Annotated in this window: 8 protein-coding genes; 2 read left to right on the forward strand and 6 right to left on the reverse strand. The window is 43.5% G+C overall.

The window, feature by feature from the left end; translation table 11 throughout:
- Positions 1-68: 68 nt before the first annotated feature.
- Positions 69-500, reverse strand: coding sequence for an OsmC family protein (locus tag EP13_RS13565; RefSeq protein WP_044057750.1), 432 nt, complete (start codon positions 498-500; stop codon positions 69-71).
- A gap of 298 nt (positions 501-798) precedes the next feature.
- Here EP13_RS13565 and msrA point away from each other — a divergent pair, with 298 nt between their 5' ends.
- Complete coding sequence (gene msrA, locus EP13_RS13570) at positions 799-1,392, forward strand: peptide-methionine (S)-S-oxide reductase MsrA (protein WP_044057751.1); 594 nt, start codon at positions 799-801, stop codon at positions 1,390-1,392.
- Between the two features lie 78 nt (positions 1,393-1,470).
- On the opposite strand, the gene EP13_RS18930 is transcribed toward msrA, so the two are convergent.
- The 5 genes from EP13_RS18930 to EP13_RS13595 all read right to left on the reverse strand — a co-directional run bounded on the left by EP13_RS18930 (position 1,471) and on the right by EP13_RS13595 (position 11,179).
- Positions 1,471-4,047 carry a hybrid sensor histidine kinase/response regulator gene (locus tag EP13_RS18930; protein ID WP_052364417.1) on the reverse strand — a complete coding sequence of 859 codons (2,577 nt, stop codon included), beginning with the start codon at positions 4,045-4,047 and terminating at the stop codon, positions 1,471-1,473.
- A gap of 201 nt (positions 4,048-4,248) precedes the next feature.
- A complete protein-coding gene (locus tag EP13_RS13580) occupies positions 4,249-7,806 on the reverse strand; it encodes an ABC transporter permease/M1 family aminopeptidase (RefSeq protein WP_044057752.1) in 3,558 nt (1,185 codons plus the stop codon).
- A gap of 11 nt (positions 7,807-7,817) precedes the next feature.
- Entirely contained in the window at positions 7,818-8,699 is an 882-nt protein-coding gene (locus tag EP13_RS13585) for an ABC transporter ATP-binding protein (protein WP_044057753.1), read from the reverse strand.
- Between the two features lie 261 nt (positions 8,700-8,960).
- Positions 8,961-10,016, reverse strand: coding sequence for a zinc metalloprotease (locus EP13_RS18935; RefSeq protein WP_052364418.1), 1,056 nt, complete (start codon positions 10,014-10,016; stop codon positions 8,961-8,963).
- Positions 10,013-11,179 carry a hypothetical protein gene (locus tag EP13_RS13595; protein ID WP_156026758.1) on the reverse strand — a complete coding sequence of 389 codons (1,167 nt, stop codon included), beginning with the start codon at positions 11,177-11,179 and terminating at the stop codon, positions 10,013-10,015. The genes EP13_RS18935 and EP13_RS13595 overlap by 4 nt, the downstream gene beginning before the upstream one ends.
- A gap of 615 nt (positions 11,180-11,794) precedes the next feature.
- Between EP13_RS13595 and EP13_RS13600 the strand changes: the two genes are divergently transcribed.
- A complete protein-coding gene (locus tag EP13_RS13600; protein WP_044057755.1) occupies positions 11,795-13,039 on the forward strand; it encodes a DEAD/DEAH box helicase in 1,245 nt (414 codons plus the stop codon).
- Positions 13,040-13,144: the final 105 nt, after the last annotated feature.

Here is a 13,144-nt window from a genome sequence, read left to right on the forward strand (position 1 = left end):
AACAGAGCCTAGGAAAATGAGGGCAGAGTTTATAGCTTTATAAAGTACTCTGACCCCATTATTTGTGGTTACTGGTTAAGAGTAAACTCGAGGGTAATCTTGGTATCAAGCAGTTGCGAAACAGGGCAGTTCTCTTTGGCTTCTTGCGCTATATTGTCAAACTCGTCTTCGCTAATGCCCTCAACGCTGGCGTCTAAGGTAAGTGCCGACTGACTAATTTCATAACCGTCGTCATTTTTATCTAAGCTTATTCTTGCTGTGGTGTTTAGTTCACCATCGTCGTAGCCCGCTTCTGACAATGCGAAGGACAATGCCATGGTAAAGCAGCTCGCATGTGCCGCGCCAATGAGCTCTTCAGGGTTAGTTCCTTTCCCTTCTTTAAATCGCGTATTAAATCCGTAAGGCTGATTAGCTAATGCGCCGGTTTCTGTAGAAATACTACCTTTTCCCTCTTTACCTAAAGGCTTATAGGTTGCGCTGCCTGATTTAACTATGCTCATCAATTATCTCCTTGCGTTTTTCGTCCAAACCCTAGATACGGTTTGTATATTAAAAACATATCGATGCAAGTGCTTTGCCGACCTTAAACCTTAGCTAAAGGCCTTATTTTATAAAGGCTACAGACATTTCCCCCTCCCCATTACCAGTATCTATATATAGGTGGTACGTGTAGCCTACATAGTCAATTGAAAATTTTACGCGCAATCACCCGAAAACCATTGAAAGCTATTTCAACTTAATCCGTTCTGTATGAGTAAGCCGTATTTTCTAATTAAACGTTACTCTTATAGGTTAATAATGAAATTTATTTTATCTGCATTGTTGTTAAGCGCCCTGCTTGTTGCGCCTGTGGCCAACGCTGACGAGGCTGTTTTAGCGGGTGGGTGCTTCTGGTGTATGGAATCAGACTTTGAAAAATTAGATGGCGTCACCCGTGTTATTTCGGGGTTCACTGGCGGTACTACGCCAAACCCTACTTACAATGGAGATCACAAAGGGCACTATGAAGCGGTAAAAATCACTTATGACGAAAGCAAAGTATCTTACCGACAAATACTCGATCACTATTGGGTGAACATAGACCCTTTCGACGCCCGCGGTCAATTTTGTGATAAAGGCCCAAGCTATTTAAGCGCAATATTTGTGGCCAACGACCAAGAACGAGCAATTGCCGAGGAAACCAAAAATGCCATACAGGCACAATTTCCTAAACAAACCGTGGTAACACCAATACTAAACGCATCCACTTTCTACCCGATTAAGGGTGATGAAATTGGCCACCAAGACTTCTACAAAAAAAGCCCCGTGCGCTACAAATTATACCGCTGGAACTGTGGGCGCGATAAACGCTTAGAAGAAATTTGGGGAGATAAAGCGACTGGCAAATCTTAGCCAGAAAAAATGGGGTCAGAGTACTTTTCGCCAAAGTGCGTCATGAAAAATGTACTCTGACCCCATTTTTTTAGCTTTTTATAGCCGTGATTTAACGGCGGTGATTAGCGCTTGTTTAACCACAGGTTTAACGATATGCCCTTGCATGCCAGCATCTATACAACGTTTTTTATCCGCTTCCATCGCATTGGCAGTCATGGCCAAAATAGGAATATTGTCCCACATTGCGTTTTCACGAATATGCTCGGTAGCCTCTATGCCCCCCATAATCGGCATCTGCATATCCATCAATATCAAATGAGGTTTAAATCCGCTGGACAAAAGCTCTAAGCACTCTTGCCCATTTTCAGCGAACTTAACAATGGCACCCGCCCCCTTCAACATAGAGCCTGCCACTTGCTGGTTAATTGGATTATCTTCAACCACTAGAATAAGGGTTTTAGCCAACAGCTTTTCATCGCCCTCTATTGACACACTCTCCATAAGGCTAGTAGAGGATGAGTTACAAGAAATTACCGTATCGTAGAGCGTAGACGGCGTAAATGGCTTATAAAGCAGATCATCAAATAGAACAAGAGAGTGATCATCAAACCCTTCTCTGTTATGAGAAACAATCACTAAGTGCGTTGCTTCTTTTTGCTCTCGTTGCCAAGACGCCAGCGCATCTTTGTTAATCACATCTAAAATAGCTTCATCAATTAAAATGACTCGGGGCAAACTTTTAGCTGTTTTGTGCGACGCTAATTCTTCAACACTCGTAGCCACGTATGAGGGCCACCCAAGCACTGAACATTGGCGCTTAATACCTGTTTCGACATTCACATTTTGGGTAAATATAATGGCTTGATAAGACACTACATCCTGCTCATTAGCGTCTTCTTCTTGCGCCTTAGAGGCTTTTTTCAGTACAACGTTAAAGTGGAATTTGCTGCCTTTGCCTTTTTGGCTAACCACACCAATTTTTCCATCCATCATTTCAACCAACTGTTTGGCTATACTGAGCCCCAGCCCAGTGCCACCAAACTTGCTATTGGTATCTCTACTCGCTTGCGTAAATGCACCAAATACTTGGCTAGCTTGCTCTTCAGTCATACCAATGCCGGTATCTTGAACCTCAAAGCCCAGCTGAACCGTCTCATCATTTTCCGCGAGTAAATCAACGCTTAAGTTTACTTCCCCTCGCGATGTAAACTTTATTGCATTGCTAATCAAGTTGCTGATAATTTGATTCAGCCTGACGGAGTCCCCCACTGCATGTTTAGGGCATTTAGGGTCGACATCAATCCACAACTCTATATGTTTACCGTATGCAGCACGGCTCATCATTTTTCCAACCTGATTGAGCAAACTGTCTAACCGAAACGGCGCCTCAACCATATCTAGCTTTCCGGCTTCTATCTTTGAAAAGTCGAGCACATCATCAATAATTCTACTTAGCAAAGAAAAACTCGTGATGGCTTGTTCAATGTTGTCGTTTATTTTTTTGTAATTACGCTCGCCTTGTGTAATTTGTAGTAAGCCGTAAACACCATTCATCGGTGTGCGGATTTCATGAGACATTCTTGCCAGAAAGTCGGCCTTGGCCTTCTCAGCATTTGTGGCTTTATTCTTTGCCTTTATTGCTAGCTCTTTTTCCAAGTTCAACTGCCTAAGCAGCCTAATTAACAAATACGCTAAGCCAATTAAAAACAACGCCGCCAACACAAACCCAAGCGTAATAAAGTGTTTCGTTCGTTGCATGTATGCCACGACATCAGTGGGCTTTTCCATCACTAGCCAGTAATAAGCGTCTTCAATATCCGTATCTTTTGTATTGCTGTTACTAATCGGAATGATTCCATCGGTATACTTGGATGAAAAATGCGCTTCTGGGGCTTGGTTTTCATTGCCATTAAAGCGACTTTCAAAGCCAGGAAACTGCATGCTAACTTGGTTCTCGGGCCTATCTAGCAACCAACCCCATGCAGTATCGTTAGGCGCTGCGAGAAAGAAGCCATCGGGGTTAATTAGCCAATGCGCATTTTGCTTTTGAAGGCTGTCTAAGCGGATAAACACCTGACGAAGGTCAAAGTTGAGCACAATTAAACCCGCGACTTCCCCATTCACACGATACTTGGCTACACTTCTAATCGTGGGGCGGTAAGGAAGTTCTACAACACCCCGCTCTTTGTTTAAATCTAAGGGCGAAATATAAAAGTCTTTTGGCGACTCCACCGCTTCAATAAAATAATACCGATCAGCTTTGTTTTGCAAGTCTTGCGTGTCTCGCCAAATAAGGGCATCAGAGGATTTTTCTGCGCGTAATTGTTCTTGCCCATCTAAGGTAATATAACGAATTTGCTGCAAATTAGGGTAAACATTAAAAAGCGCCGACCAATGAGATGTAAGATAGCTTTTCGCTTTCTCTTCAACTAGTGCGTCGGTTATTAGCGTGCTTTGGCTTTCTTGAATAGCAATTGAACGCGCATCCAAAACGACGTTGTTAATTTGGTTTTGGAAATCCTTACGCAACACATCGAATTGTTGGTCGATTGCGTCGTTACTGAACCGCTTAGTTTCAATCCATAAAATGTTGGCTAATACAGCCAAAATACAGATAAAAATGGCGCAGAAAACAGCAATAACAAGATCGGACTTTGATACTTTTTTGAACACTATGCATCCTTTCGGTTTAACGCAACGACCACACTACGTAGACCAAAGTATAATACCTAACTTACATCTTGCCGTGAATGTATATTTATTTTGTGCAAAAGAAACAAGGATTAGCGAATGTAAGGCAACAAAAAAGGGGTCAGAGTACTTTTTAAAGTAAATTAAAGTACTCTGACCCCATTATTTTTTACTTGGCGAGGTTTAAAGTTGGATAACGTTATCGCCGCTGTCTCTGTCGATCATTTTCACGAATGGATCAACGCCCACATATGCAGGCCTTTCTTCTACCGTAACGGTAATGGTGTTTTCCCCATTCGTTAGCTTGTGCTTTTGGTTGTAAAGCACTTTAGTGTCACCAGATACATCCTCAGGATCACCGCTAAACAGCGCAATATCAATGTACTCATCTACTTCGCGTTCTGTCTCGCGACCATCGCCTTCTGCTTCAAATTTTGCCGCTGAAACTGTCATGGTGACTTGAATTTTGCCCTCGTTGGTTTCGTCAGTTTCGGCGGATAGCATCTTCAGGTCGTACAGCGTAATGCGTTCAAACAAATCTGCAATAAACTGCTGCTCTTCTTCTGTGGCCTGTGTGTTTAGAGCAGCCTGAAGATCTAACGTAGTTGGATACGGAGCATCACTGAACTTGTAGTCTTCTAAGAAGTTTTTAAGCGCGGTGTTAACCCGCTCTTCACCTAAACGGTCGAGGATTGCCATCATGACAACAGAGCCTTTGCGATAGTGAATGTACTGCTGATTTTCACTTCGCATAAACGGCATTTCCTCAATCAGTTCACTGCCGCGACCACGCAGATACCGGTCGAGTTCGTATTTGAGGAAACGACGCATTTTCTCTTCACCAAAGCGTTCACGTAGCACCATAATGGCACTGTACTGAGACAGGCTTTCAACGATAATTGATTGGCCCTGTACATTTGCCGCGCCCACCTGATGCCCCCACCATTGGTGAGCAACTTCGTGCGCCGTAACATAGTACACGTAGTCGATATCCTCTGGGTCGCGCAGGTCCGCAATAAACCCTATTTCCTCAGAGTACGGCACAGTATTAGCAAAGCTCTGTGCAAATGAGCGATAGCCTGGAAACTCAATAATCCGCATCTGTCGGTGCTGATAAGGGCCAAACGCGTGAGTGAAATAATCAAGTGAATCTTTCACACTTTTTACCATCACATCCACGTTCCAGTTGTGTTCAGGGTGGTAATACACCTCGATATTCACGCCATTGTGAACGTCCTTTTTAACGTTGTGACGGGCTGAAAGGTAAGAAAAGAAATTTACGATGGGTGCATCCATTTTATAATGGAAATAGCGACGCCCATTGTCTTGCCATTCTTTTTGCAAATAGCCTGGGGCGATAGCTATTTGGTCGCTACTGGTAGACACGGTGGTTTCAAAGTCGATAAAGGTGACGCCCTTACCAAAGCCACTTTCGCGGTAACGAGAGGTATCTTCCAGTTTATTTGCACGAGGGCGCTGTGGTAAATCACGTTTACGTCGCTCGTGTCGGTCTGTTATCAGGTATTGTGCATTAAATCCGAAAGAAGGAAACAACGAGGCGTTATCAATGAAAGTCCCATTTTCAGCTACCTGAAGGTCGAAATTGCCGTCTTTAAAACCCTTGCTTTCACGCAGTACCGTTAACGTACCATTTCGCGTTTCACCTGGTTGTAATGGTTCATCGAACGACAACCAGGCCGCACGAAGGTTGTCGAACCGCTCGGTAATTTTCGCCCCCGTAACTTCCATATCCCATTGTGTGGTGAATCGCGGTACGGAAATTAAAGTGCGTGAAATCGGCGCATCGAATGGGTTGCTAACGGTAAAGTCAGCTGATGCCTCAATACGACGCGCGGTTGGATAAATGTCTACGCTCGCATTAATGCGAGTGACCACTGGAATGGCGTCATCCTCAAATTGTACGAATTGGCGTTCGTATTCATGTTGCACCTCGAAGGTTTCATCCTGTGTAAGGAAAGTATTCACTACCTTGGTGTTGTAATGAATATAGCCGCCCGTAAGTACAAATACGATAAGGCTAGCAGCCAGCAGTGTCTTTCCAGAGGTGCCCAACTGATAGCTCAATAGCTTGAATCGGTGTTTTAGCGAAACCTCTGGGCCACGCTGCCACATGGCATAGCCAATAGTGAAAAGCGCAAGCGATAGCGCGCTCCAATACAGCATGTACCAAGCGAACGGCCCTAGGAACCAGCCCCAGCCATTTAAGTCGGAATACAATACCTGGGGGGCGTCGCTGAAGCTCCACATATTGTGCTCAAGCCCAAGTTCAGCAAACACCAAGCTAATAATAAAATAAGCAACGAACAGTAACATGCCCACAAACTTATTCGGGCTTAATACCTGAATAAAAAATGCCAGCACAGCCAGTAAGGCCCAAGGAACCCAAGACACAAAATAGACGCCAATCAGATAAGTACCAAAATCAAAATTGAAATAACCTTGAGTGGCCTGGAAAATCACCGTAAAGATAATGCCAATGGCATACAATAAAGCGGTTACAGCCCACATCGCAAGTAGCTTAGACACCCAAAATACAAGGTTAAATGCTGGGGTCGCATCGACGATATCGCCCATACCTGAACCACGCTCGCGCCACACTATTTCACCGCTGTAGTAGGTGATAACAATAAGCATCATCAGCCCGTAGCTGTCACGAATGAACTCCACCATCTTGTAAGTTAACGGCCAATCAGGTGTACCGTAAATACCGCCTATGGGCACAAAGAAAACCGCAGTAAGGTTAAACAAAGTGAATATCATCAGTACAAGAAGGGCTGGGCTAAACATCACCTGGCGCATTTCAAAGCCAATACGCGCTAGCAACTTACCAAATTGACTGCCACTGTGTGCTTTTATGGTGAGGTTCAGCGTTGAAGGCGGGGGAACTTGAGAGGCTTTGGATGGCTTCTCGTTACGGGCTTTTTGCTGCCAATGCATGTGATAAATACTGCCGACTGTGGCCAATATCAGTGCGCCTATACCTAGCCAGATAAGACGATTATGTAACAACACTCCTTCCAGCGACACAACTGCGGTGTTCTTATCAAATACCGTCCAATATCGGGTTATCTCTGCATACGTGCGCAGACCAAATGGGTCAAGCAATGCGCCAATGGTACGGTATTCAGGCTCAGACGTTACCACTCCGCTAATAAGGTAAAAAATAAAAATACCCATGGCGACCAGATACGCCGCCATCATAGAACGCAGGCGCTGGGCAATGGCATAAAAAATCATACCTAGTGCCAGCATACTGGGCACGGAGAAGTAGAAAAAGGTTGTTAGATAGAAGCTTAAGTGTGTTGGTCCTATTCGCTCTTGATCTACCCACGGCATTAAAGAGCCCAATAATATAGCGATGGGAACCATGGCAAACACACTGATGCTTATCAAATAAGCGCCTATGAAACGGCCCAAATGGTAAGACAACGGCGTTATGGGGCGGGTATAGACCAGTTCCCCCATATTGCTTGAGTGATTTCGTGTGGCTGTGCCTGAAACAAAGTTCACCAAGAGGAATAACGCAAAAATCCCCATGATGAGCGTGGTTTGTGTAATAGCAAACGAGCCGTTATAAAGCACATTACCGCCACCACCAATACGCACATTGTCGGTGGTTGTGGCCATAAAGGGAAGTAAGAAAAACGCCAACATAGTGACGTAAAACGAAGGTTGGCGAAGGTAATAACGCCACTCAAAAGTTAGGCTATTTAGAAACATCTTTGGTCTCCTTACGCAGCAGTCGCAGCGCGGCTGTTATGCAGCGTAGAGAAATAGACGTCTTCAAGGTTAGCGGGCGCCTGTTCAAAGCCTTCAGGCGAAGTGTCTGCCATCACGTGTATAACGTGCTTACCGGCAATGAGGCGAGCAGAGATAATGTTAAGGTGCTGCTCAAGCTCTCGATACTCGTCTTGGCTAACCTGTTTGCGCCAGATACGCCCAGTCAGCTCATGGGTCAAACTGATGGGATTACCTTCCAGTAATATTTTACCCTGCCCTAACACCGCCATTTTCGGGCAAAGCTCTGACACGTCGTCAACAATATGGGTAGAAAGTATGATGACTTTCTCTTCACCCAGGCTAACCAGCAAATTATGGAACCGGTTTCGCTCTTCAGGGTCGAGTCCTGCCGTTGGTTCATCAACGATAATAAGATCAGGGTCGCCCAATAACGCCTGAGCAATACCAAAACGTTGACGCATACCTCCAGAATACCCGCTCACGGCTTTATCTCTGTGTTGCCATAAGTTTGTGTGAACCAATAGGCTTTCTACTGCGTCTTTGCGCTCCGAACTATTATTGATCCCTTTTAGCACCGCTAGGTGATCAAGTAACTTTTCAGCACTAATGCGCGGATAAACACCGAAATCCTGTGGCAAATAACCTAGGCGCTGCCGCAACCCGTTGGGATCTGCCAATACATCAATGTCATCAAACTGAATAGTGCCGGTATCGGGCGTTTGCAAAGTCGCAATAGTTCTCATCAATGACGATTTGCCGGCGCCGTTTGGGCCAAGTAGCCCAAACATTCCCTTGGGAATTGACAAGTTTATTCCGTTCAGGGCTTTAACCCCATTTGGATAGGTTTTGGTAAGGCCGCTTATATTGAGCATGATCATTCCATGGTTTTTTATTATTGAAATTCCAACCTACCCACTATTTTTTGTATTGTTAATATGAAAGTTGTAACAAAGTGCAAAATTTGTTCAACACTTTGCAAATGGAAGCAAGTCAAAAATCGCTAACGTAGACTTCAATACATTGAAAAATAAAGAAAATCACAAAACCAGCTATTTTAATGGAATTGAGCGCAAAAAAGGGGTCAGAGTACTTTTTGCAAAATCGTAATGTACTCTGACCCCATTTCTTTGTTTTTACTCAAGTAGGACCAGCAAAGACTCTTTCTCTTTAACAGAGATATTCTCTGACTGAATTTTAAGTTTGAGTACCTCTAGTGCTGCCTCTCTCGACAATTCAACATCCTGTGTCAGAAGAGCCTGCTCTCCCATACGCCCTTTAGTAGCAACGGTCACTTGTTCGGGGTATAAACTTCGTAACATCATATTTTTTTGTTTGGTACTGGCAATGGAAGAATAAAACGAATTCGCAAATAGCTTATCCTTTTCAGATAAAGTAGCGTGCACTTCTGCGTAACAGTGACTCTTCTCTCCTTGCTTATAATACTCCGTAGGGAACGGGTACAACATAATCGAATTTTCATCAAACGGCGATGTTTGTACGTCGTCTAAATACATCGTTTTAATGTTGGCAATTGCTTCATCTCTGCTCCAATGAAAAGGCGGAGATTCAAGTTTCTCGTAAATTTTCTCTAAATCATATTCTTGCTCGCAAGCACTATTTTCCCCTTGGTGCTCATGGACCAACCCTAAAGCATGTCCAAATTCATGTAGCACCCAATGCGTAAAAACGCCATCGCCGGAAGGCTTCGACTTTGAAAATCCACCAAGTATCATTGTTGGATTGTGCGCTGCAACTTTCCGTATACCTAGTTGACCTCGATAGGTTGAAAGAGAACTGCCACTAAACGAGATCCGTATATTTTCACCAGGGTATTCGCCCTTGCAATCCTGTGGTTTTCGTCGCGGCCCGAAATCAAACAAGTCCTCTTTGATTGCCTTTGACCATTGCTCTGCTGCCTTTTTAACTCGAACTCGATCGCCCTTGTCGCCATCCAAAAAGCAAACGGTCAAAGGTACATCAGACAACGCCCACTTTGCAGCCACATCTAACACGTATTTATAGTTATTTGCATCATCAACATCTTTCTCCCACAGCGCTTCCAGCGATTGGTAATTTGAAATACTCAATTGAAAAGGCTTTTCAATTATCAAATCTTCGTTAGTTTGGCTTAGGCAAATTGAAGATAAGCAAATAAATGAAAGATACGGTAACGCGTTCCACCTACTCATTGGTGGCTACACAAAGTAGTAGGATCCAACTCTTTCAATGCTTCGCAGGCCTTCCTAGCTTGGAGCTCAGCTAAGCGCTGGTGGTCTTCAGATTCGCCAGACGCATCGACGATGGCAACTTTCGTTGTTTGATAAGCAATCTGAGCATCGAGAAGCTTCTTTGCTACCTCATCTTTATCTTCCGGAACAAGCTTCGCCACCGCCGCTGTTGACAGTGTCTCTTTGGCTTCACCCAGTATTGCGGCCACTAACTTTGCTCCATCACTAGGTTTATTTGTTTGTATATTGGAAGCTTTCAATTTAATGGGAGAGTAGTGCGTTATTTTATTCTCTGCGTTTAAGTGATGCTGGCTAATAAAAGATAACAGCGACTCTTTTGACATCCCCACTGTCCGAATCCACCCAGACTCTTTGCCCTTTTTAAATTTTAAGGGAGCGTAGAATAAGCCTGGTTTTACCGTACCAAAATTAAACGCTGCAGACGCCAATACAACTGAATCTGGAGTCGAACCAGGGCCAACGAGTTCATAACTGTAAACCAATTCTGTTGAGTTTTTGTTGGTAAGTAGATTCTTAATATCAAGATACTGACTAACAAACTTAAATGCAGACGCATCTTTGGAGAACTCTAATTTACTCTCAAAAATAGAGTAAACCTCACTAACAAAGATCTCATTATCCTTCAGCCTTTGATGAACTTCGTTGTCACGCGTGTCTATATTGGCAAGAGTAACTTGTGACGAGGTATTGTCTAATTCATCAAGTAAACCGCTTTCCAACGCTTCGTCTTCAAAAACGCCAGTGATACTAGTAATACACTTAAAGTCACTATTCCATTTTGGATATTTATCCTCTTTGTCATAGGTGTATAAGTAAAATTCAGTAGTGCTTACCTTTTGTACTTTCTTCACTTTGGTCAGAGATTCAGTAACTTGATCGATAAACCAGTTAACCGCTACTGGAATGAGTGTGGCAGCAACAACGGCGCCTATTCCCTTATCCATAGCGCTATTATTGGAAGTAACCAAACACTGATTGCTAATATAAGTTCTCGTTTCTACAACGGTTAAATCTTGTCGTTTTCCCGTTGCACTGCATGAAATAATCGCAGTAGAGAACATTAAGGTGGCTAACAATTTATTATTAAAAGTAGTTTTCATCATCCTTTCCCATATATTGTTGTTTACTTATAAATTAAAAAACAAAAGGGGGACAGCACCGTTTAACATAATTGTACTCGGTCCCTAGTTTGATATATGTGCTTCGGACTACAGTAAGGCTTTTCACTTCTAGAAAGCCATACAGCTAGTATCCTATAGCCTCAGAACCATAAAAACCCAATCCATTCTAACTTGTGCGAGTAGTGCTCCAGTGCTGGTCATTGCATCATTTATATAGCCGCAATAATGCTCACATGAACTAACTTCAGCTTCACTTAATCTAAAACCATCGCACTTTAATCTCAAGCCTTGAAAGTATTGGTTTGTTTACCCGTCTCGATATTGGTTGTGAAAGAATGAAGCAGTTTCTCTCACCAACTTTTCAAAATAGTTTAAATTTCCAATGCTGGAGCGTAAAAAAGGGGTCAGAGTACTTTTTGCAAAATCGTAATGTACTCTGACCCCATTTCTTTTTAGAACTTCAGCCGAATGCTTAAGTGAGATGTATTTTTAGAAAGCTTGTGGTGAATAGTTAGGCTAGGGATAAAATAGTGACACAAAAATTTCCAACAACACGTATTATGACGCCAATTTTAATGTGTCGTGGGCTTTCCTCTTATGTCATTTAGCGCTTTAGGCCTATGTGCCGAACTTTTGAACACTGTTGCTGAAAAAGGCTATACCTCCGCTACCCCTATTCAAAAGGAAGCTATTCCAGCCATATTAAGCCAGCGAGATGTCATTGCGATTGCGCAAACAGGCACCGGAAAAACGGCCAGCTTTTCCTTACCTATTTTGCATTTATTGGCTTCCACGCAAAGACCGCAAGCTCACGGTATAAGGGCGCTAATTATTGTTCCAACTCGGGAGCTTGCAGCGCAGGTTGCCGATAACGTTGATAAATACAGTCAAAACGTGAATGTTCGCTCAACGGCCGTATTTGGTGGTGTACGTATCGAGCCCCAAAAGTTTGCGTTGGAAAAAGGTGTCGACATCCTCATTGCAACACCTGGGCGCTTGGTCGATTTATATGAGCAAGGTGCAATTAACTTCGAGAATCTCGAAATACTCGTGCTAGACGAAGCCGATCGCATGTTGGACTTGGGTTTCATCGACCATATTCATCACATACAAAGTCTGTTACCAGAAAAACGTCAGACGCTGCTATTTTCGGCTACTTTTTCAAAAGAAATAAAAGCACTCACCACCGCGATGCTACGCAACCCCATGACAATTGAATTAGCCACAGCGCAGGATCGCATCGACAACATCACACAAATTTTGCACCCGGTGGACAAGGAGCGAAAACACGAACTACTGATTCAACTGCTTGAAAACCATGATTGGTCTCAAATATTGGTATTCACACGTACCAAACGCGGTGCAGATACATTAAGAAATGATCTTGAAGCAATAGGGATTACTGCAGAATCTATTCACGCCAATAGAACGCAACATGCGCGTACATTGGCATTGAATGGCTTTAGAAGTGGCAGTATAAAAGTGTTGATTGGCACAGACTTAGCCGCCAGAGGCATCGACATTCAACAATTACCATGTGTGATTAATATCGACCTACCCTATGTACCCGAAGACTATATTCACAGAATAGGTCGTACAGGCCGCGCGTCTTCTAAGGGGTTAGCTATCTCACTATTTAGCGATGATGAAGCGAAACAATTGAGGGCTATAGAACGCTTTCTTGGTCGACAATTTAAGAAGACGTTTATTGCTGGCTTTACGCCAAAGCCGATGCCAAAGCCGCCCGTTGTTGAAAAGGAAGATGACTTATACGGAAATTTCGAAGCCGACGATAAAACAAAGCGCAAAGGCAAATCGAAAGGACGTAGAAAACGCCGCTAATAAGATACGCTTAAACAATGGGGTCAGAGTACTTTTTGAAATAGGCGAATGTACTCTGACCCCATTTATTTCATTTACACCGCGATTAAAACTAAGCTACTAGCA

The organism is Alteromonas australica (assembly GCF_000730385.1).
GTDB classification, from domain to species: domain Bacteria; phylum Pseudomonadota; class Gammaproteobacteria; order Enterobacterales; family Alteromonadaceae; genus Alteromonas; species Alteromonas australica.